The organism is Blastococcus sp. Marseille-P5729, from assembly GCF_900292035.1.
In the GTDB taxonomy this organism is placed as follows: domain Bacteria; phylum Actinomycetota; class Actinomycetes; order Mycobacteriales; family Antricoccaceae; genus Cumulibacter.
On sequence record NZ_OMPO01000001.1, the window covers coordinates 1,508,895 to 1,528,766 of the forward strand.

The following is a 19,872-nucleotide window of genomic DNA, read 5'->3' on the forward strand; positions in this document are numbered from 1 at the left end:
CGACCGGTGGTGGTCAAGATCAGCCGACGCCGGTTCGACCGGCTGGTCAGCGAGGCACTTGACGAGATTCCTCCGGAGCTCACCGCCCGGATGGACAACGTCGTCGTCCAAGTCGCGGCGCGCAACGACGAGGAACCCTCGATCCTCGGGCTCTACGACGGGATCGCGTTGACTGAGCGGCTCAGCGACTACGGCGGTGTGCTGCCGGACACGATCTGGATCTACCGGGAGGCGATCCTCGAGCTCTGCCAGAACGAGGACGACGTCCGCGACGAGGTGCTGATCACCGTCGTCCACGAGATCGCGCACCACTTCGGGATCAGCGACGAGCGGCTCCATGAGCTCGGATGGGGCTGAGGACACACCACGCGGCGGCGACAATCGGGAGGTCGATCACACAGCCGGTATCCGCTCCGTAACGATCCACCCACCTGTTGGGTAACGATCCGGGCGTTCGATCGATCCAGCGTCACCTACCTACAGATAAGTGGTTACATCGATAGGTCGCCTACACGGCGTGACGGGGCCCAGGTGCCGTAGCCCCCGGTTCTGCGGAGGCGCCGCCGATCGGGCTCGTCTTGGCGTGGTGGTCGGTGCCAGAGCGCGCTACGGCCCCGCCACGCAATGGGGTGGTGCTGCCGCCCGACTGAGCGGTCATCGCTTCGTAGGGGTTGTTCCGCGCCGACCGCTGACCTCAAGAAAGGTGGGATTGTGGCGAAGCTGAGCGTCAAGAATGTCTACAAGATCTTCGGACGTCGCGAGCAGGAAGCCGTCAGGAGACTCCAGGAGGGCGCTTCCAAGGAGGACGTGCAGCACCTCGGCACCGCCGCGGTGATCGATGCCTCCATGGACGTCCAAGAGGGCGAGATCTTCGTCGTAATGGGCCTTTCCGGCTCAGGGAAGTCCACATTGATCCGCACGCTGAACGGTCTGTGGAAGCCGTCCTCCGGCAGTGTCGAGATCGACGGCGTCGACCTGGCTACCGCATCGGACGCTCAGCTGCGGAAGATCCGCCAGGGGAAGGTCTCGATGGTGTTCCAGCACTTCGCCCTCTTGCCCCATCGCACGGTGCTGGAGAACGCGGCCTACGCGCTCGAGGTGAAAGGGGTCGGGAAGGCCGAACGCGAGGCGACCGCGGCGCACTGGCTGAAGATGGTCGAGCTGGACGGGTGGGGGGACAAGCTGCCCAGCCAGCTCTCCGGCGGAATGCAGCAGCGGGTCGGGTTGGCTCGCGCGCTCGCCTCCGAGACCGACATCCTGCTGATGGACGAAGCCTTCTCCGCCCTCGACCCGCTGATCCGCCGGGAGATGCAGGAGCAGCTCCTAGAGCTCCAGCGCGACCTCGGCAAGACGATCGTATTCATCACGCACGACCTCAACGAGGCCATGTTCATCGGCGACCGCATCGCCGTGATGCGCGACGGGCGGATCGTTCAGATCGGTACAGCCGAGCAGATCCTCACTGACCCGGCGAATGACTATGTCGCCCAGTTCGTCCAGGACGTCGACCGCACCCGCGTGCTGACGGCCCGGTCCGTCATGGAGAAGCCGGTGAGCCTCGTCCCCTCGGGATTCGGCCCGCGGGGCGCCCTCGATCAGATGCGCCGCACGCAGTCTGCAGGTGCCCTGGTGGTGGCGCGCGATCGTACGTTGCTCGGGTACGTGACCGACGGCGACGCGGTCCAGGCCATCAAGGACAAGGCCGAGCGACTTGACGACTATGTGCGTCTGGATGGCATCCACACCGTGAGCGCCGACACCCCACTGGCGGAGTTGTTCGCTCCCTCGTCGTCCTCGCCCATCCCGCTGGCGGTCGTCGACGACGACAACAGATTGCTGGGCGTCGTACCGCGCATCGCGATCCTTGCCTCCTTGGCTCAGCTCGGCAACACGACCGAGCTGCAGCCGGTCGACGACGACGGCCGGCCGCATGCGCCCGAGCATGGAGCGCTGACGACGGGCTCGATCTCGGTCGCCGAGATCGAGGCCGAGCGCAGCTTCACCGAACCGGCCGACGCCGTCGCCGGGGAGGGGATCTGATGGACCTGCTGAATCCACGAATCCCGTTCGGCGAATGGACCGACCAGGCGCTCGACTGGACGACGACGAACCTCGCGTGGTTCTTCGACCTCGTCAAGGCGATCCTGACCGGCTTCTACGATGCTCTCTACTTCCTGCTCAGCACGCCCATTTACCTGGTGATGATCGCGGTATTCGCCGCGCTCGCCTGGTGGGTGACCAGCTGGAAGCTCGCCGTGTTCACTGTCATCGGGTTCTACCTGATCCGGGCCTTCGATCAGTGGGACAACGCGATGAGCACCATCGCCCTCGTCCTGGTCGCGGTCACGATCGCCCTACTGATAGCCATTCCGCTGGGCATCTGGGCCGCTCGCTCAGATGCTGTATCGCGCCTGATCAAGCCACTGCTCGACCTCATGCAGACGCTCCCCGCGCTCGTCTACCTCGTCCCGGCCATCACGATCTTCTCGGTCGGCATCGCTCCCGGAGCGATCGCGACGCTGATCTTCGCGCTGCCGCCGGGCGTCCGGCTCACCGAGCTGGCGATCCGCGGTGTCGACAAGGAGGTCGTCGAGGCCGGGAATGCCTTCGGCGCCAGCAGGGGGCGCATCCTTCGGCAGATCCAGCTACCGCTGGCGCTACCGACGATCATGGCCGGCGTCAATCAGGTCATCATGCTGGCGCTGTCGATGGTCGTGCTAGCGGGCATGGCCGGCGCCGGCGGGCTCGGCGGCGCGGTCACTGCGTCACTGGCTCGATTGAACGTGCCGCTCGGCGTCGAGGCAGGCCTAGCCGTGGTGATCATCGCGATCTTCCTCGACCGGCTGAGCAACTCGCTGGGCACCCGATGGTCGTACCTGAACAAGCTCGAGAAGCTCAACGCCTAATCCATCCATCCTGACCCGAAAGTAGTAGTTCGGTTGCGGGCAGTGCCCGCTACGAGAGGAGATATCCGAATGTTCAAGCGATCCAAGACGATGGCGGGAATCGCCATGGCCGCCGCGCTGGTCCTGACCGGCTGCGGCGCCAGCAACACTGGCTCCGGTGACGACTCCGGCTCCGGTTCCGACGAGACCGCCACCCAGAGCGAGTGGGCAGAGTGCGACATGACCGAGGGTGTGCAGGACGTCGCTGAGGTCAGCGGTGAGGATGCTGACAAGGAGATCAGCATCGGCGCCTTCAACGGCTGGGACGAGTCTTTCGCGACCGCACATCTGCTGAAGGCAGTACTGGAACAGGACGGCTACACCGTCACCATCGAGCCCTACGACGCCGCGCCCGCCTACACCGCGGTCGCGGACGGATCGATCGATCTCGTCACCGACGCGTGGCTGCCGATCACGCATGAGGACTACCTCAACGAGTACGGCGATCAGATGGAGAGCCTGGGCTGCTGGTACGACAACGCCAAGCTCACGATCGCGGTCAACGAGGACTCGCCTGCCCAGTCCATCGAGGACCTCGCGGAGATGGGTGACGAGTACGGCAACACCATCGTCGGCATCGAGCCGGGCGCCGGACTGACCAAGCAGACCGAGGAGAAGGCAATTCCCGAGTACGGTCTCGACGGCATGACCTTCACGACGTCGTCCACGCCGGCGATGCTCGCGGCGATCAAGGCCTCCCAGTCGAACGGTACCAACATCGCCGTGACGCTCTGGCGTCCGCACTGGGCGTACGACGCGTTCCCGATGCGTGACCTCGAGGATCCGAAGGGCGCCATGGGAGGCACCGAGTTCATCTACTCCTTCGCCACCGATGGCTTCAGCGAAGAGCATCCGGTCGCGTCGCAGATCGTCAAGAACCTGATCCTGAGCGACGAGCACCTGTCGTCGCTGGAGAACATCATGTTCGGCGCCGACAACTTCAACGGCCAGGACAATGACGCGGCGGTCGCGCAGTGGTTGTCGGAGAACCCGGACTTCGCTACCCAGCTCAAGGCCGGCGAGCTCGGCTAAGGCAGCCGAGGAGTCGGCGGTCGCACCCCGCCAGACGGCCTTGCCCGGATGCCGGGATTCCCCCGAGGGATCCCGGCATCCGCCGTTCCACGCCAATGCGCCGGCCACCGGACGCATTATGGTTGGAGGATGCGGACCGACCCGATGCCGAAGATCCCTCGCCAGCTGCCGAAGTGGGAGGACCTCAAGCCGCGGCTCGGCTTTCGCAGCCCCCAGCTCGGCGGGTCAGCGCGGCGACTGTCGCGCGCCACCACGATCGAGGACCTGCGCGCGATCGCGATGCGGCGTACGCCGCGGTCGGTGTTCGACTACACCGACGGCTCGGCCGAGGACGAGTCGTCGCTGCGCCGTTCCCGCGAGCTGTGGCAGGCGGCGGAGCTGAACGCCAACGTGCTGCGCGACATCTCGCAGGTCGACCTGAGGACGATGATCCTCGGCGAGCAGTCGGCGATGCCGTTCGCCCTGGCGCCCACCGGCTTCACCCGGATGATGCACTACCAGGGCGAGACGGCGGTCGGGTACGAGGCCAACAACGCCGGCATCCCGTACGCCCTCTCGACGATGGGGACCACCTCCATCGAGGACGTCACCCGCGTGACGCCCGACATCCCGCGGTATTTCCAGCTATACGTGTGGAAAGACCGCGCCGCGAGCACCGAGCTGGTGGAGCGGGCGCGCGAGGCGGGCTACTCCGCGCTGATGCTGACCGTCGACACGGCGGTCGCGGGCGCGCGGCTGCGCGACGTCCGCAACGGGCTCACCATTCCCCCGCAGCTGTCGGTGAAGACCTTCGCCGACATGGCGCTGCATCCCTCCTGGTGGGCGAACCTACTCACCACCGCGCCCCTGGAGTTCGCCTCGCTCACGAGTTGGGAGGGCACGGTCGCGGACATGATCAACCACATGTTCGACCCGACCGTGTCGTTCAAGGACGTCGAGTGGCTGCGCTCGATCTGGCCCGGCAAGCTCATCATCAAAGGAATCCAGAGCGTCGAGGACGCCAAGGAGTCCTTCGACGTCGGCGCTGACGGGATCATTCTGTCCAACCACGGTGGCCGCCAGCTGTCCCGCGCGCGCCCCCCGCTGCGATTGCTTCCGGAGGTACGCGCAGCGCTCGGCGACGAGCCGGCGGTGTTCATCGACGGCGGCATCATGAGCGGCAGCGACATCGTGACGGCGATCGCGTCCGGGGCGGACGCCGCCTTCGTCGGTCGCGCCTACCTGTACGGGCTGATGGCCGGCGGTCATCTCGGCGTCCGGCGTGCCCTGCAGATCCTGCGCGAGGAGATCTTGCGGACCATGCAGCTGCTCGGAGTCGCGCGCGTCGCCGACCTCGGTCCGCAGCACGTCCGCATCCCGTGAGCGAGACATCGAGTACCCTCGTCGGGTGACCGAGAACGACCCCAAGCTGCCGATCATGATGCTGCACGACCGTCTGCTCGTGCAGGACTCGACCGATGAGGGCGACCGCCGGTCCTCCGGCGGCATCCTGATTCCCGCCACCGCGCAGGTGGCCAAGCGGCTGAAGTGGGGCAAGGTGCTCGGCGCCGGCCCGTCGGTACGCAACGTGAAGGTCGACGACCGCGTGCTGTACGCCGAGGAGGACGGGCACGAGGTCGAGATCCAGACCGAGACCTACGTGATCATGCGCGAGCGCGACGTCCACGCGATCGCCGCGAAGCGGGTTGAGGTGTCGACCGGGCTCTATCTCTGACGGCTAGATGATGCCGCCCTCGTCGGGCTCGGCCTCCAGCGGGTCGATGCCCGCCCAGGAGACGATCCGCGGCCGCTGGCTCGGGTCGCGAGGCACGTCGATCTCGATAACCGAGGCGTTCGGCAGCAGGTTGCGGAAGGCGAACTCCATGCTCACACCATCCGCCCACCGCTGGGTCGCCGTCCGCAGGCAGAAGCCGTGCGCGACCGCCACCACGGAGTCGTCGGAGTCCCCGTGCTCGGCGCGTATGCGGTCGAGCTCGCCAGTCATGCGGCGCAGGACGTCGGCCCCCGACTCGCCGCCCGGCCGGGCGAGGTCGAGCTTCTCGCGCATGTTCCAGTCGGTCGCGAGCGCGTCCATCAGGTCGTAGGCCTCGACGTCCGAGCGCTCAGCCAGATCTCCCAGCTGCACCTCGTGCAGGCCCTCAAGCTCGGTCATGCGCAGCCCGAACGTGCGGGCGAGCGGTGTCGCGGTCTGCTTGGTGCGGACCATCCGCGAGTGGTAGACCGCCGTGATGTCAGCGCTCTGCAGCCGTTCGACGAGCGTCTCGGCCTGCTCCCAGCCGAGATCGGTCAGGTTCGGGCCAGGAATGCCGCACGCGATGACATGGTCGCGGTTGGCCTCGCTCTCGGCATGCCGCACGAGGTAGAGCTTCATCGCGGCTGGCCCCCTTGACGCACTGCTGCAAGCCAGCGTGCGGCCTCGTCGAACGCCTCGTCGGTGGCGTGGTCGGGGAAGCCCTCGTTGCGGCGATCGGCACGCGGGTAGGAGCCGAGGAAGCGGACGTCGGCGCAGATGCGGTGCAGGGCCGCCAGCGCGTCACCCACCCGCGGGTCGGCGATGTGCCCCTCGCACTCGAGGATGAAGTGGTACTCGCCGATCCGCTCCCGCCACGGGCGCGACTCGATGCGGGTCAGGTTGATCGAGCGGGAGGCGAGCTCGGCCAGGACTCCGCTCAGTGCGCCGGGCTGCTCCTGCCTGATGTGGACGACGATGCTGGTGCGGTCGTTGCCGGTCCGCGGTGCGGGCGCCTCGGGCAGGGTGAGCAGCACGAACCGGGTGACCGCGTCCTTGGTGTCCTCGATGCCGTCGGCGAGGATCGCCAGCCCGTGGTTCTCCGCCGCGATCGACGCGCACACCGCGGCGTCGTACTCGCCCCGCGCGACCAGCGCCGCGGCCTCTGCGGTCGAGGTCGTGGTCACCGCGTCGGCGCCCGGCAGGTTCGCACCGACCCACGCCCGCACCTGCGCGTGTGCGTGCGGGTGGCTGACCAGCGTGCGGACGTCGTCCAGGCTCTTGCCGCGTGCGGCGAGGACGAAGGACACCGGGAGGAAGACCTCCCGGACGATCTGCAGCGGGTCGCCGACGACCAGCTCGTCGGTCGTGGTCGAGACCGGGCCTTCGACGGAGTTCTCGATCGGCACCAGGCCGTAACGTGCCTCGCCGGAGCGGACCGCCGCGGTGACCGCCGGAACACCCGGGCACGGCAGCAGGACGGCCTCGCTCACCCCGGGGATGCTCAGCAGCGCTTGCTGCGCGAAGGTACCGGCGGGGCCGAGGAAGGCGTAGGAGTCAGGCACCCGTCGAGCCTATCCGCCGCCTGCGGCTCTGGGATGACGGTCTCGTGAACGCCCGCGGTGCCCCGATGTCGCCGGCGCCGGCGTGGTGAGGTCAGTAGCCCTCGGCCGGGTCCACCCGGTTGCGCAGCTCGGCACCGGCAAGATAGCGGCGCAGGTTGTCGCAGAACAGATCCGCCACCCGCTGTTCCTCGCCGTCGTCGAGCGCTGCGGTGTGCGGGCTGACGATCACGTTCGGCAGGTCCCACAGCGGGCTGTGGGCATCGAGTGGCTCGCGCTCGAACACGTCGAGAGCCGCCGAGCCCACCTGTCCGCTGCGCAACGCGTCGATCAGGGCCGTCTCGTCAATGACCGACCCCCGGCCGACGTTGACGAGGTGCACCCCCGGCTTGCAGGCGGCCAGCACGTCGGCGTCCACCAGATGCTCCGTGCTGGCCGTGCCGGGCAGCGTCACCACGAGGTGGTCGGCCTCGGCGGCCCGTTCGCGCAGCTCGTCGGTACTCACTATCTCGTCGAAGTGCTCGACCGGCTCGACCGTCCGCTTGACGCCGATCGTTCGCATGCCGAGGGCCCGAGCCCGGTACGCGATGGCCGTGCCGATCTCGCCCGCGCCTACGATCAGGCAGGTGGCGCCGTTCAGCTGCCGGGTGGCCCGCCGGTCGGGCCAGACGTGCGCTTCCTGGTCTCGCCGTAGGCGCACGAGATCCTGAGACCCCGCGAGCATGCCGAACACTGCGAATTCCGCGAGGGACGACGCGTGGACCCCGGCCGACGTCGTCACGGTGACCCGTTCGAGCTGGTGCGGTGACAGGTCCGCTGCGAGGACCATCGCTCCCGCCCCGGCCTGGACGGCGTGCACCCACCGCAGCCGCTCGTTCCGGGAGACCAGCCGCGACAACCCGGACGGCTGCAGCTCCGGTATGCCGTAGACGATCTCGGCGTCCGCGAGGTAGTCGAAGAACGCCGCGCGCTCCTGGTCGGTGCGCTCTCGCGCCGGCGCGCCGTGGTGGTCGCCGAGGTAGCGCTCTCCCGGGAACTGCTCCCGGTCGTAGACGACCTCGACACGGTCGTCGACCAACCGGATCTGCTCGACGAGCGCCTCCGTCATCGGGACGGCGATCGTCACCTGCACCTGGGCACTCATCCGCTCATCCTTCACGGGCGACGTCACGGTCGCGGGGCAGGACGGCGACGTAGATCTCCTCGCCGTCCGGCACGCGTACGAAGATCATCGAGGTCCCACCGAGGTCCCCGGCGTACTGCAGGACCCCCTCGCGCTCGATGCGGTTGGTGGTCTCCGGTGAAAGCCCGGTAACCGCGATGTACTGGCCCGGATCGAGCAGCTCGATGATCGTGCGTCCATTGCGGCCCGACTTCGGACGGGCGAGCACCTTGACCGGCGTCGTCATCCATTCGTGCGACTCGAGGACCCTCCGCGCCTTACGGCGATAGGTGAACCCGATCAACGAGGCGGCGCCGATCGAGCCGCCGAAGAGGAACAGGAAGCCGCCGAGGAAGGCCCACGCGCCGCGCCAGGAGATGAGCACGATGCCGATCCCGATGAGCGCCCCGGCAATGATCAGCGCGCCGATGAACGCGCGGTCCTTGGCTTTCTCGTGCCGGGCCGTGCGTTCGTCGTCCGCCGCTGGGCTCACGCGCTGGTTCCCGGCTGCAGCATCGCCAGCGAACGGCACCGCGCGAAGTACTCCAGCTCCCCCTTGCGCGGACGAACCAGGATCGCGGTGTCGTCACCGAGCTCGCCGACGTACTCGATCACGTTGCTCGACTCGATCTCGTCACGCAGCTCGAGCGGGTAGCGCGCCATCGCGATCCGGTACTTGCCGTCCTTGGTGTCGACGAGGGTCTTGTCGCGCTCGCCGTACGCGTCGTCCACCACCATCTTCACCACGAGCTTCTGCCAACCGGTGCGGCGCAGCTTGTTCCACCTCGAAAGCTCCCGGAACATCAGCATCGACAGCACCAGGAGCGCGACGCCGACGACGACGAAGATCCAGCCGAGAATGTCGCCCATGGTGCTGTCGAGCCCGGCGATGAACAGCACGCCGATCAGCAGCATCGGGGCGCCGGCGACGAAGGGCCCGACCGCGAACCGGGAGTTGATGGGGCCGTTCACTAGTCCTCCTCCTGCCGGACGATCGCGCGGGCGACCACCGTGGTGATTCCCGGGTCGAACACGCTGGGAATGATGTAGTTGGGGTTCAGCTGGCGGTGGTGTTCGGCCAGCGCCATGCTGACTCGCCCGACTCCCGGCGGGTAGGCCATCGAGATATCGTCGCGGGTCGTCAGCGGATCGGTACCGGTGCGCAGCCGCACGGTGAGGGAGTAGGACCCGGTGGTCGCTCGTGCGCGGTGCGCCAGCAACGAGGTGTTGGCGTTGGCTTTCGACACGCTGCCCAGTCTCCCATGCAGCGGGCTCGAGCGTGGTCACGGTGTTGCTGACCAGCTCGGGCGGCTGGCGGCTATAGGTGCAGGATCATCTGGCGCTCGAGCCCCGAGCGGGGCTCGGGCAGGTCGTGGACGCGGCCGGTGAGCGCGAACCCGGCCGACTCGTAGAGCCGCTCAGCGGCGGTGCCCTCCTGCATGACCCAGAGCGTCACGGCCGACGCGCCCTGCTCCCGGGCATGCGCGATAGCCGCCGTGAGCAGCTGCCGGGCGACCTCCCGACGGCGAGCCTGAGGCGCGACCCAGAAGCCGGCCAGGTCATAGTGGCTCGCGTCGGCCTCCGCGTCCCAGCTCGGCGGACCCACGGTGGCCACCCCGACGTCCCCGCCGCCACGGACGGCGAGCAGGACGGCGCGCGCCGGGTCGCTCAACCGCTTGCGCCAGTCGTTCTCGTGACGTGAGCTCTCCTGGTCGTAGGAGTGCCAGAAGGCCTCCGGCGCATCGGCAAGCGCGCGCAGCCTGATGTCGCGGAAACGCTTCCACTGTGGCGGGGTGCAGCGGGCAATGCTTACGTCACTCACGAGCCTGAGGCTATCCCGAAGGCCGGTGCTGGGAGAATGGTTTGGTGATCGAAGCATCTGCTGGCCGCCGCGCGCTGCCCATGTGGCTGTCCATCGTGGCCGTCATCGCGCTGGCTGCGAACCTGCGCGTCGCGGTGAGCTCGGTCGGCGCGCTGCTCCCGGACATTCGGGAGGCGAACTCGCTGGGCGGCTTCGGGACCGGTCTGCTGACCGCGCTGCCCCCGTTCTGCTTCGGCGTCATGGGCCTCGCCGGCCCAACCGTGGCCCGCCGCATCGGGCTGCACCGGACGGCGCTGCTGAGCGTGCTGCTGATTACGACCGGCCAGGTGATCCGCGCCGTCGTCCCCGGGGCGATCTGGCTGTTCGCAGGATCGGTCATCACCCTCGCCGCGATCGCACTGGGTAACGTGATCATGCCCAGCATCCTGCGCGAGATGTTCCCCGCCAGGATCGCGGGCATGACCGCGGCGTACACCGTCGTGATGGCGACGATGCAGGCGAGCGTTTCGTTCGTGACGATCCCGCTGACCGACGCTCTCGGTGGTGATTGGCGTCTCGGCATCGGCATGTGGGCGGTGCTCGCGCTGATGGCCGTGATCCCGTGGCTGCCGATGGCGCATCACGAGGCCGCGCCCTCCCGATCCGGCGTACACCGGCTGCCGCTGGCCACCATCGCCCGGGTGCCGAAGGGCTGGGCGCTGGCCCTGTTCTTTGGCGTCCAGTCGCTGAATGCGTACTTCTCCTTCGGCTGGTACCCGACGCTGCTGCGCGATCAGGGCCTCCCTCAGGGGTACGCGGCGGCCCAGGTCGGATTCGTGTCGATCGCCGCCACGGTTGCGACCATTTTTGCCCCGGGGCTGCTGGACCGGATGCGCCGTCCGGCGCTGCTGACCTGGGGGCTGTTCGCCTGCAACATCGTCGCCTACCTCGGACTGTGGTTGGCACCGACCACCGCCACGACCGTCTGGTCGCTGATCATCGGGACCGGTCAGACCTACTTCACGATCGCGCTGTACGTGGTCAACCTGCGGGCGGACACGACGACCGGGGTGCTGTCACTGTCAGGGTTCATGCAGTCGGTCGGCTACCTGGTCGCCGGCAGCGGACTGCTGCTGCTGGGGACCGTGCACGGCGGCAGTACCGAGTGGGGCGGCGTGATCCTGGTGATGATGCTGCTGAGTGCGGTCCTGCAGGTGTTCGCTCTCGTCAGCGTGGGACGGTGGAGCATCGAGAAGGAGCTCGCGGCACGCGACCTGCTGCCGAGCGAGCTGGCGCCGGCCGACCGGGGCGAGGGCAGGTAGGACGAGACGTGATTAGCGGAGCTGGTGTGGCTCGTTCGAGCCCTTGATGGCCCCGTAGGCGGCGACGCCGACCAGCACCACCGCGGCGGTGACGCCGAGCCAGAACAGGGTCTTGATGACAAACCCGATCACCGAGAGCGCGATGAGCACGGCGACGATTGCGAGCAGCACCTTCATGCCGGGTCAACGCGCGTGGGAGACCGGTAGTTCCCGAAGTTGTCCTAGGGTGCAGGTCGGGGGATTCGTCCGGACCGGGAGAGCGCATGAACGACCAGCCGTTGCGGCTGCGACCGATGACCCTCAACGATCTCCCCATGGTCGCGACGTGGATGCGCCGACCGCACGTTGCGGAGTGGTGGAGCGATGACCCGACCGGTGAGCTGGCCGACATGAGCAACGAGCTGCGCGCCGGTGGGCCGACCGTCTACTGCATCATCGAGCTTGACGACCGGCCCGTCGGCCTGCTGTTCCGCTACCGGATCGACGCCTACGGCGAGTATGTCGAGGAGCTGGCCGCAGCGAACGTCGATCTGCCCGAGCGCGCCTGGAGCATGGACTACCTGATCGGCGAGCAGGACGTCGTCGGCCGCGGCGTCGGGACGGCGATGGTCCGCGCGGCGTGCGAGGACCTGTGGCGTAGCGACGACAGGGCCAGCTGCCTGCTGGTTCCGGTGCACGCCGACAACGTGCGGTCCTGGCGAGTGCTGGAGAAGTGCGGGTTCACTCGGCTTCCGGGCGTCTTCGAGATGGAGCCCGACACCGCGGCGCACGACGGGCGACACGTCGTCTACTCGCTGATGCGCCCCGACCCCTGACGCCGGCGCCCTGACCCGCGAGGTCCCGACCGGCCGCGACCTGGCCGGCGACGGCCTGACCGGTCCGTCAGCTGCGGACCGTGATGTCCACCAGCCGACGCGCGACCTCCAGCGCCGGTTCGCGGTAGACGGTCTGCCCGATTCGGGTGCGGCGGTCGATCAGATCCTCGGCGGTGATCGCGAGCTCGTGCTCCAGGGCCCATACGAGCTCAGCGCGCAGCACCGGCAGGTGCGGCACGACCCGCTCGCGCAGCTCCGGGCGGGAGGCTGCGAGCGCCATCACCTCGTGCGCCTCGATGCCGTAGCGGTGGATCAGTCGCTGGTCCATCCCGAGCGCCGACAGCCGCCGAAGGGAGGCTGCACCGACGAGGGGCAGATCGCGCGTCTGGCACTCCCCGGCCCAGAGCATGTTCGCTGAGATCAGCCGGTCGACGGCGTCCTCGGCCATCCGCCGGTAGGTCGTGAGCTTGCCGCCCAGGACGGTGACCGAGCCGGCGTCGGACACCACGACCGCATGCCGCTTCTCCAGGTCGCCGTGCTTGTCACCGGCCAGGATCGGTCGAACGCCGGCGTACCGGCCTACGACGTCCTCGATCGTCAGATCGACGGCGAGCGCCCGGTTGATCGTCCCGAGCAGACCGCGCAGGTCGTCGTCCGAGACGGCGATGTCATCGGGCGAGGTGGCCTCGGTGTCCGTCGCGCCCACGAGCACCAGGTCGTCGGACTGCGGGATGGCGAACACGACGTCGTCCGGCCGCGGGGAGATCGGGACCGCGAGGGCGGTTCGGGGGCGGCCGAGGGTCGCAGCGGGAACCAGCAGGTGCACGCCCTTGCGGTAGCCCAGCCGCAGCGCAGGCTCCAGCTCCGATGCCCACACGCCCGCCGCGTTGACGACGTGGTTTGCCCGGATCGTCAGCGGATCACCGGTCAGGTGGTCGACGCAGTGGACCTGGCCATCCTGGATCGCGCGCGCCTCGACCCGGGTGAGGATCGTGGCGCCGTGCTCGGCCGCGGTACGAGCGACGGCAATCACCAGGCGCGCGTCGTCCTCGAGCTGGGCATCGAAGGACAGCACTGCACCACTGAGGCCCTCGCGACTCAGGCCGGGGAACAGCCCCTCGGCTTCGGCGGCCGAGACCTGGCGCGGCGGCGGCAGGACGGCCGAGCGCAGCCCGGTGACGCGGCGCACCAGATCACCGGCGTGGAAGCCCAGCCGGGTCAGTCGCCGGGTCCGCTTGGAGGTGTCCGGCAGCTCGGGGACCAGCATCGGCATGGCGCGGACCAGGTGGGGCGCGATGCGCTGCATCAGGAGGGTCCGCTCCGCCGAGGACTCGACCGCGAGGCCGACGCCGCCGCCCGCCAGGTACCGGGTGCCGCCGTGGATCACCCGGCTGGACGCGCCGCTGGTGCCGCTCGCGAGGTCATCGCGCTCGACGAGGACCACGCTCAGGCCGCGCGTCACGGCGTCCAGCGCGACGCCGACGCCGGTGATCCCGCCGCCAATCACGACCAGGTCGACCTCGGGGCTCTCGGTGAGCGCGCGGATCTCCTGCGCGCGACGGGATGCGGAAAGTGATCCAGGGATCTCAGACACGGGTGCCTCGACAAGCTCGCGGGGAAGATACCTCGAATCTATGCGGCGTCTGCGCGATTCCGGCGGAGGCTGCCCGACCGCGACCCGTTTTTGGGACGAAGCGCTCGCTGAGCGAACGCTTCATTCCAGAAACGGGGTGACTATGCTCGGCGGGTGAGCGAATCCCCCGCGCCGTACGTCGACAGCGAGGTTGGCCGGCTGCGCACCGTGCTGCTGCACCGACCGGGGCCGGAGCTGTCCCGCCTCACTCCCCGCAACAACGACGAGCTGCTGTTCGATGGCGTCCCGTGGGTCAGCCGGGCGCAGGAGGAGCACGATCAGTTCGCCGACGTGCTGCGCTCCCATGGGGTGGAGGTGCTGCTGCTGACCGACCTGCTCACCGAGGCGCTGCAGGCACCGGCGGCCCGCGAGGCCGCGATTGCCGGCGTGCTCGCCGATCCCCGGCTGGGTGATGATCTGGGGCGGGTCGTACGCGATTATCTCCAGACGCTCTCGGCGGCTGAGCTGGTGGCTGCGCTGATCGGCGGCGTCTCGAAGACCGAGCTGCCAGGCGGCCGGGGGATCGCGTGGGCGCTGATGGACGCGCATGACTTCGTCGTCTCGCCGCTGCCGAACTGCCTGTTCACCCGCGACTCGTCGGTCTGGCTGCGTGGTCAGGTGGCGGTCACCTCACTCGCCCTCGAAGCGCGCCGGCGCGAATCGACCCTCACCGGCGTCATCTACGCTCACCACCCGCGCTTCGCGCTGGCCGACACGCTGTTCACCCCGGACCTGGAGCCATTGGAGGGCGGCGACGTCCTGCTGCTGGCTCCCGGCACGATCGCGGTCGGCGTGGGTGAGCGGACGACGCCGGCCGGTGCCGAACGGCTGGCGCGGCAGGCCTTCGCGCGAGGGCTGGCCGAGACCGTGCTCGTCGTCCCGATCGCCCAGGACCGGGCGACGATGCATCTGGACACCGTGTGCACGATGGTGGACCGCGACGCGATGATCGTCTATCCGAACATCGCGGACTCGATGGTGGCCTATCCGCTGACCGCACCCGAGGGGCCGGACCAGCCGCTGCGGGTGGGCGGCGTCCGTCCGTTCCTGGAGGCCGCGGCCCAGGCGATGGGAGTGGATCGGGTCCGCATGATCGAGACCGACCTCGACCCGATCGCCGCCGAGCGAGAGCAGTGGGACGACGGCAACAACACCCTGTGTCTGGCGCCCCGACTGGCGGTGGCCTACGAGCGCAACCATGCGACGAACGCCGCCCTGGAGGCCGCCGGCATCGAAATCATCGAGATCGCCGGGTCGGAGCTCGGTTCCGGACGCGGCGGACCGAGGTGCATGTCCTGCCCCATCACCCGCGACCCGTACTAGGCGCTACGACGTCGGGTAGATCGTCACTTCGGTCGCCTTGATGGTGAAGGTGACCTGAGTGCCCGGCGTCAGATCGAGCTCGGCGAGCGCCTGCGGGGTGACATCGGCGATCAGCGAGCCGGCGCGCAGCCGGACCCGGTCGCCCTGTGGCTCGATGGCAGTCACCGTCACCGGCAGCGAGTTGCGGGGACTGCCCCCTGGCGCGTCGCGGAACACCGACACCGCCGCAGGTCGGAAGACCGCGACGGCCTGCGCGCCGTTCGCCGGCGTCAGACCATCGACCATCCCGCGCACCTCGCGCCCGTCCGCGGTCCGGACGCCGCCGTCCACCCAGGACCCCTCGAGCATGTTTAGCCCCGCGATCCGGGCCGCGAACGCGCTGCGCGGCTGCGCGAGGACGTCGTGCGCCGACCCTTCCTCGATGACCTTCCCCTCGCCCAGGACGACGATCGTGTCGGCCAGCATGAGCGCATCGAGCGCGTCGTGCGTGACGATCACGGCCGTGCGGCCCTCCAGCACCCGGCGCAGCACCTGCCGAAGGGCGGGGGTCACATCGACGTCGAGGGCGGCCATCGGCTCGTCGAGCAGCAGCAGACCGGGGTCGGCGGCGAGCGCCCGCGCGATCGCCGCCCGCTGCGCCTGTCCGCCGGACAGCTGCGCCGGCTTGCGCTCGGCGAGCTCCGGGATGCCGACCTGTTCGAGCCAGTGCCGCGCGGCGGGGTGCGCCTCGGACCGTCGTACGCCGCGGCTGCGGGGCGCGAACGCGACGTTCTCGAGCACGCTCAGGTGCGGGAACAGCAGCGGATCCTGCGCGAGGGTGGCGATGTGGCGGTTGTGCGGCGGCACGAGGATGTCGCGGCCGTCTGCGCCGAGCCGGGTCAGCACGTGACCGTCGAGGCTCACCTCGCCGGTGTCGGGGCGCAGCAGCCCGGCGGCGATGCCCAGGATCGTCGACTTCCCCGATCCGTTCGGGCCCATCAGCGCGACCGTCCGCCCTGCCGGGGCGGTCAGGTCGACGTCCAGGCCGCGCTCGGCGAGCGTGGCACGCAGCCGCAGCGTCATACCGAGCTCCTGCTCTGCCGCGCGAGGCCGATGACGAGGACCGCGCCGACGACGAGCACCAGCGAGAGCGCTACCGCTGCGTCGGCGTCGGTCTCCCGCTGCAGATAGATCTCCAGTGGGAGGGTGCGCGTCACCCCCTGCAGGCTGCCGGCGAAGGTGATGGTCGCGCCGAACTCGCCCAGCGAGCGCGCAAAGGCCAGGACGGCGCCGGAGACCAGCCCAGGCAGCACCAGCGGCAGGGTCACCCGCCGGAACACCGTCGTCGGACGGGCGCCCAACGAGGCCGCGACCACCTCGTAGCGGTGGCCGGCGGTCCGCAGCGCACCTTCCAGGCTCACCACCAGGAAGGGCAGGGCCACGAAGGTCTGTGCCAGGACGACGGCCGTCGTCGAGTAGGCGATCTGGAGGCCGAGCACGTTGAAGGTCTCGCCGAGCAGACCCTTGCGCCCGAAGGTGTACAGCAGCGCGATGCCGCCGACCACTGGCGGGAGCACGAGCGGCAGCAGTACCAGCGAGCGGACCAGCCGCTGCCCGGGGAAGTCGGCGCGGGCCAGCACGACGGCCATCGGGACCCCGAGGAGGATGCACAGCAGCGTGCTGGTCGCCGACGTCCGAAGGCTCAGCAGCAGCGCCGCCGTCGAGCTCTCGGAGGTGATGAGCCCGAGGAAGTTGGTCCAGTCGACCCGCAGCACCATAGCCAGCAGTGGGAGCAGCACGAACGCTGCTCCCACTGCCGCAGGGACGAAGATCCATCTGGGGACGCCGACGTCGCGCCCCGCCCCCACCCGGTTCAGGGCGCCCCGAATCCGGCCTCGCTCAGCACTTGCTGGCCTTCCTCACCGGTGACCAGGTCGATGAACTCCTGGGCAAGATCGGCGTGCTGAGAGTCCTTCACCTCTGCGATGGGGTACCTGTTGACGACGGCGTCCGACTCCGGGAAGTCGATGGCTTCGACCTTGTCACCGGCGCTCTTTGCGTCCGTGACGTACACCAGGCCGGCGTCCGCCTCGCCCGAGGTCACCTTGGTGAGGACGTCGGTCACGGACTGCTCCTCGCTCACCGGCTTGAGGTCCAGCCCGGCCGATTCGGCGACCTTCTGAGTGGCTGATCCGCACGGCACCTGCGGGGCGCAGATGACGAGGTTCAGGCCGTCCTTGGCGAGGTCCTGCAGGGAGGCGACGCCGGCCGGGTTGTCCGGCGGTACGGCGATCGTGAGCGTGTTCGTGGCGAAGATCTTCGGCTCGCTGCCGTTCAGGCCGTCGTCGGTCAGCTTCTTCATGTTGTTCTCGTCAGCCGAGGCGAAGACGTCGGCCGCGGCGCCGCCCTGGATCTGGGCGACCAGGTCCGACGACCCGGCGAAGCTGAATTGGAGCGTCACACCTTCGTGCTCGCTCTCGAACTGCTTGCCCAGCTCCTCGAAGGTGGACTTCAGCGAGGCGGCGGCGAAGACGGTCAGCGTGACGCTGTCCGCGGATCCACCATCGCCCGAGCCGTTGCCGGAGTGGTCCTCGTCGCCGCCGCACGCTGCGGTGGCGACGATGACCACCGCTAGAAGCAGGATCCAGAGTCGTCGCATGTGTCCTCCCATAGCCACCAACGGACATTCAGCTGCGGCTGATTCACGACAATATCACCGCACTTGCGAAGCGGTTTTCGGGTTAGCGAGAGGGCATGCACCGAGCGGGAGGACATTAATCCCCTCCCGCTCGCCGTAATCCCGCTCGCTCAGGGCAACCCCTCTCGCGCGGCAGCGCCTTCCCCGCGCCGGCAGCCATTAGATTGACCGGGATGCCCCAGCCAGTTGAGACACCCGACCCCCAGGCCCGGACGCCGACCGAGGTTGACGCGATCGCCGACGGCTATCTCGACGACCTGCTACAGCTCAGCCCGATCGAGGCCACCCGCCAGGGCCTGCCGACCCGTCAGGACGAGTACGACGACTACTCCCCCGCCGGCATCGCCGCCAAGACCGATCTGGCGCGCACGGCACTGGCGAGCCTGGAGCGCGCCGAGCCGTCGGACGACGTCGACGTCGTCACTGTGGCGGCGATGCGCGAGCGGCTCGGCCTGGAGATCGAGCGTGCCGACGCGCGGCTGACCGCCGGGGCGCTCAACAGCATCCACTCGCCCTTCCAGTGGCTGCGCGACACGATCGACCTCATGCCCACCGCGCACGACGACGACTGGGCGATGATCGGCCGTCGCTTGCAGAGCCTGCCGTCCGCCTTCGATCACTACTTCGAAGGACTTCGATATGCTGCGGACGGCGGAGTCCGTGCGGCCCGCCGGCAGGTCCAGGCCTGCATCGACCAGGCCCACTCACTGACCGCTCCCGACGGCTACTTCGCCACGCTGGTTGCAAACTCGAGCGCAACCGGCACGGCGCACGACGAGCTCCGCCGCGGCGTGGAGGCCGCAGCGACCGCCTACCGGACCGCGGCGAGACGACTCACGGAGGAGTGGTTGCCCGCCGCGCCCGAGCGCGACGCGGTCGGGATCGAGCGGTATCAGCTCGAGTCGCGGGTGTTCCTGGGCGAGAGCATCGACCTCGCGGACGCCTACGCCTGGGGCCAGGAGGAACTCGCGCGGATCACGTCGCTGATGCAGCAGACCGCCGAGCAGATCCAGCCCGGCGCCACGGTCGGTGAGGCGATCGACGCGCTGGACGCCGACCCCCGCTACCAGCTGCACGGCACCGATGCGCTGATGGCCTGGATGCAGCACAAGGCCGATGAGGCCATCGACGTCCTGAACGGCGCGCACTTCGACATCCCCGAGCCGGTACGGCGGATCGAATGCCTCATCTCGCCGAGCAGCTCCGGTGGTGTCTACTACACCGCGCCGTCCGAGGACTTCTCCCGCCCGGGCCGAATGTGGTGGTCGGTGGGCAAGAACACGACCCGCTTCGTCACCTGGCGCCGGCTGACCACCGTCTACCACGAGGGCGTGCCCGGTCACCACCTGCAGCTGGGCCAGACGGTCTACCGGGCCACCCTGCTGAACCGGTGGCGGCGGATGGGCTGCTGGGTGTCCGGGCACGGCGAGGGCTGGGCGCTATACAGCGAGTGGCTGATGTCCGAGCTGGGCTACTTGAACGATCCGGCGTACCGGATGGGCATGCTCAACTCGCAGTCGCTGCGCGCCACGCGGGTGGTGCTCGACATCGGCATCCACTGCGGGTTCGAGGCACCCGCGGAGGTCGGCGGTGGGCGCTGGAGCTTCGGTAAGGCGTCGGAGTACTTCGCGGCCAAGGTGCACATGGCGGAGGGTTTCCGGCGCCGCGAGCTGGTCCGCTATCTCGGGTGGCCGGGCCAGGCCCCGTCCTACAAGATCGGCGAGCGGGCCTGGCTGCAGCTGCGCGAGGAGAACCACCGCCGGGACGGCGCCGCCTTCGACCTGAAGGCCTTCCACCGCCGCGCGCTCGACATCGGCTCGGTCGGGCTCGACACCTTGCGCCGCGCCCTCCTCCCCTGAGGTCCTCCCTCG

The 19,872-nt window shown here is 69.1% G+C and carries 22 protein-coding genes; 10 read left to right on the forward strand and 12 right to left on the reverse strand.

Annotation, left to right across the window (positions count from 1 at the left end):
• Positions 1 to 9 precede the first annotated feature (9 nt).
• The 6 genes from DAA40_RS07340 (at position 10) to DAA40_RS07365 (ending at position 5,691) form a co-directional block, all read left to right on the forward strand.
• Positions 10 to 357: a metallopeptidase family protein gene (locus tag DAA40_RS07340; RefSeq protein ID WP_234356264.1), complete on the forward strand. Its 348-nt coding sequence runs from the start codon at positions 10 to 12 to the stop codon at positions 355 to 357.
• A 354-nt stretch (positions 358 to 711) separates the two neighbouring features.
• Entirely contained in the window at positions 712 to 2,040 is a 1,329-nt protein-coding gene (locus DAA40_RS07345) for a glycine betaine/L-proline ABC transporter ATP-binding protein (protein WP_199849571.1), read from the forward strand.
• Positions 2,040 to 2,906, forward strand: coding sequence for a proline/glycine betaine ABC transporter permease (locus DAA40_RS07350; RefSeq protein WP_106848961.1), 867 nt, complete (start codon positions 2,040 to 2,042; stop codon positions 2,904 to 2,906). The genes DAA40_RS07345 and DAA40_RS07350 overlap by 1 nt, the downstream gene beginning before the upstream one ends.
• Before the next feature lie 69 nt (positions 2,907 to 2,975).
• Complete coding sequence (locus DAA40_RS07355) at positions 2,976 to 3,977, forward strand: glycine betaine ABC transporter substrate-binding protein (protein ID WP_106848962.1); 1,002 nt, start codon at positions 2,976 to 2,978, stop codon at positions 3,975 to 3,977.
• A gap of 129 nt (positions 3,978 to 4,106) precedes the next feature.
• Positions 4,107 to 5,339, forward strand: a complete 1,233-nt coding sequence (locus tag DAA40_RS07360; RefSeq protein WP_234356265.1) for an alpha-hydroxy acid oxidase — start codon at positions 4,107 to 4,109, stop codon at positions 5,337 to 5,339.
• Positions 5,340 to 5,364: 25 nt separating this feature from the next.
• Positions 5,365 to 5,691 (forward strand): co-chaperone GroES, encoded by a 327-nt coding sequence (locus tag DAA40_RS07365; protein WP_234356266.1) that lies wholly within the window; start codon positions 5,365 to 5,367, stop codon positions 5,689 to 5,691.
• Between the two features lie 3 nt (positions 5,692 to 5,694).
• Here DAA40_RS07365 and DAA40_RS07370 read toward each other — a convergent pair whose 3' ends face one another.
• The 7 genes from DAA40_RS07370 to DAA40_RS07400 form a co-directional block, all read right to left on the reverse strand.
• Complete coding sequence (locus DAA40_RS07370; RefSeq protein ID WP_106848963.1) at positions 5,695 to 6,348, reverse strand: histidine phosphatase family protein; 654 nt, start codon at positions 6,346 to 6,348, stop codon at positions 5,695 to 5,697.
• Entirely contained in the window at positions 6,345 to 7,271 is a 927-nt protein-coding gene (gene pheA / locus DAA40_RS07375; protein WP_106848964.1) for a prephenate dehydratase, read from the reverse strand. The genes DAA40_RS07370 and pheA overlap by 4 nt, the downstream gene beginning before the upstream one ends.
• A gap of 91 nt (positions 7,272 to 7,362) precedes the next feature.
• Entirely contained in the window at positions 7,363 to 8,412 is a 1,050-nt protein-coding gene (locus tag DAA40_RS07380; protein WP_106848965.1) for a D-2-hydroxyacid dehydrogenase, read from the reverse strand.
• Between the two features lie 4 nt (positions 8,413 to 8,416).
• Complete coding sequence (locus DAA40_RS07385; RefSeq protein ID WP_158716293.1) at positions 8,417 to 8,923, reverse strand: hypothetical protein; 507 nt, start codon at positions 8,921 to 8,923, stop codon at positions 8,417 to 8,419.
• Positions 8,920 to 9,402: a hypothetical protein gene (locus DAA40_RS07390; protein ID WP_106848967.1), complete on the reverse strand. Its 483-nt coding sequence runs from the start codon at positions 9,400 to 9,402 to the stop codon at positions 8,920 to 8,922. Before DAA40_RS07390 ends, DAA40_RS07385 begins: the two co-directional genes overlap by 4 nt.
• Complete coding sequence (locus tag DAA40_RS07395; protein WP_106848968.1) at positions 9,402 to 9,677, reverse strand: hypothetical protein; 276 nt, start codon at positions 9,675 to 9,677, stop codon at positions 9,402 to 9,404. The genes DAA40_RS07390 and DAA40_RS07395 overlap by 1 nt, the downstream gene beginning before the upstream one ends.
• A 71-nt stretch (positions 9,678 to 9,748) precedes the next feature.
• Entirely contained in the window at positions 9,749 to 10,252 is a 504-nt protein-coding gene (locus DAA40_RS07400; RefSeq protein ID WP_158716294.1) for a GNAT family N-acetyltransferase, read from the reverse strand.
• 44 nt (positions 10,253 to 10,296) lie between these two features.
• On the opposite strand from DAA40_RS07400, the gene DAA40_RS07405 reads away from it, so the two are divergent.
• Positions 10,297 to 11,553, forward strand: a complete 1,257-nt coding sequence (locus tag DAA40_RS07405; RefSeq protein ID WP_158716295.1) for an MFS transporter — start codon at positions 10,297 to 10,299, stop codon at positions 11,551 to 11,553.
• A gap of 12 nt (positions 11,554 to 11,565) precedes the next feature.
• Here DAA40_RS07405 and DAA40_RS16390 read toward each other — a convergent pair whose 3' ends face one another.
• Complete coding sequence (locus tag DAA40_RS16390) at positions 11,566 to 11,730, reverse strand: hypothetical protein (RefSeq protein WP_199849572.1); 165 nt, start codon at positions 11,728 to 11,730, stop codon at positions 11,566 to 11,568.
• 86 nt (positions 11,731 to 11,816) lie between these two features.
• Here DAA40_RS16390 and DAA40_RS07410 point away from each other — a divergent pair, with 86 nt between their 5' ends.
• Positions 11,817 to 12,368 (forward strand): GNAT family N-acetyltransferase, encoded by a 552-nt coding sequence (locus DAA40_RS07410; RefSeq protein WP_106848971.1) that lies wholly within the window; start codon positions 11,817 to 11,819, stop codon positions 12,366 to 12,368.
• 67 nt (positions 12,369 to 12,435) lie between these two features.
• On the opposite strand, the gene DAA40_RS07415 is transcribed toward DAA40_RS07410, so the two are convergent.
• Positions 12,436 to 13,962, reverse strand: coding sequence for a glycerol-3-phosphate dehydrogenase/oxidase (locus DAA40_RS07415; protein WP_106848972.1), 1,527 nt, complete (start codon positions 13,960 to 13,962; stop codon positions 12,436 to 12,438).
• A 153-nt stretch (positions 13,963 to 14,115) separates the two neighbouring features.
• Here DAA40_RS07415 and DAA40_RS07420 point away from each other — a divergent pair, with 153 nt between their 5' ends.
• Positions 14,116 to 15,324, forward strand: a complete 1,209-nt coding sequence (locus tag DAA40_RS07420; protein WP_106848973.1) for an arginine deiminase — start codon at positions 14,116 to 14,118, stop codon at positions 15,322 to 15,324.
• Positions 15,325 to 15,327: 3 nt separating this feature from the next.
• Here the strand turns inward: DAA40_RS07420 and DAA40_RS07425 are convergent, their stop codons facing one another.
• The 3 genes from DAA40_RS07425 to modA all read right to left on the reverse strand — a co-directional run bounded on the left by DAA40_RS07425 (position 15,328) and on the right by modA (position 17,962).
• The gene (locus tag DAA40_RS07425; protein ID WP_106848974.1) at positions 15,328 to 16,386 is read right to left on the reverse strand and encodes a sulfate/molybdate ABC transporter ATP-binding protein; all 1,059 of its coding nucleotides are present in this window, start codon (positions 16,384 to 16,386) and stop codon (positions 15,328 to 15,330) included.
• Positions 16,383 to 17,102, reverse strand: a complete 720-nt coding sequence (locus tag DAA40_RS07430) for an ABC transporter permease (protein WP_234356267.1) — start codon at positions 17,100 to 17,102, stop codon at positions 16,383 to 16,385. The genes DAA40_RS07425 and DAA40_RS07430 overlap by 4 nt, the downstream gene beginning before the upstream one ends.
• Positions 17,103 to 17,176: 74 nt before the next feature.
• Complete coding sequence (gene modA / locus DAA40_RS07435; RefSeq protein WP_106848976.1) at positions 17,177 to 17,962, reverse strand: molybdate ABC transporter substrate-binding protein; 786 nt, start codon at positions 17,960 to 17,962, stop codon at positions 17,177 to 17,179.
• 212 nt (positions 17,963 to 18,174) lie between these two features.
• On the opposite strand from modA, the gene DAA40_RS07440 reads away from it, so the two are divergent.
• A complete protein-coding gene (locus DAA40_RS07440) occupies positions 18,175 to 19,860 on the forward strand; it encodes a DUF885 domain-containing protein (protein WP_106848977.1) in 1,686 nt (561 codons plus the stop codon).
• The last annotated feature ends 12 nt before the right edge of the window (positions 19,861 to 19,872 follow it).

What these genes read in the sequence shown, in the direction of transcription:
- DAA40_RS07350 (WP_106848961.1), top strand. Translation starts at nt 2,040, where the DNA reads ATGGACCTGCTGAATCCACGAATCCCGTTCGGCGAATGGACCGACCAG.
- DAA40_RS07355 (WP_106848962.1), top strand. Translation starts at nt 2,976, where the DNA reads ATGTTCAAGCGATCCAAGACGATGGCGGGAATCGCCATGGCCGCCGCG.
- DAA40_RS07360 (WP_234356265.1), top strand. Translation starts at nt 4,107, where the DNA reads ATGCGGACCGACCCGATGCCGAAGATCCCTCGCCAGCTGCCGAAGTGG.
- DAA40_RS07370 (WP_106848963.1), bottom strand. Translation starts at nt 6,348, where the DNA reads ATGAAGCTCTACCTCGTGCGGCATGCCGAGAGCGAGGCCAACCGCGAC.
- DAA40_RS07380 (WP_106848965.1), bottom strand. Translation starts at nt 8,412, where the DNA reads ATGAGTGCCCAGGTGCAGGTGACGATCGCCGTCCCGATGACGGAGGCG.
- DAA40_RS16390 (WP_199849572.1), bottom strand. Translation starts at nt 11,730, where the DNA reads ATGAAGGTGCTGCTCGCAATCGTCGCCGTGCTCATCGCGCTCTCGGTG.
- DAA40_RS07410 (WP_106848971.1), top strand. Translation starts at nt 11,817, where the DNA reads ATGAACGACCAGCCGTTGCGGCTGCGACCGATGACCCTCAACGATCTC.
- DAA40_RS07425 (WP_106848974.1), bottom strand. Translation starts at nt 16,386, where the DNA reads ATGACGCTGCGGCTGCGTGCCACGCTCGCCGAGCGCGGCCTGGACGTC.
- modA (WP_106848976.1), bottom strand. Translation starts at nt 17,962, where the DNA reads ATGCGACGACTCTGGATCCTGCTTCTAGCGGTGGTCATCGTCGCCACC.
- DAA40_RS07440 (WP_106848977.1), top strand. Translation starts at nt 18,175, where the DNA reads ATGCCCCAGCCAGTTGAGACACCCGACCCCCAGGCCCGGACGCCGACC.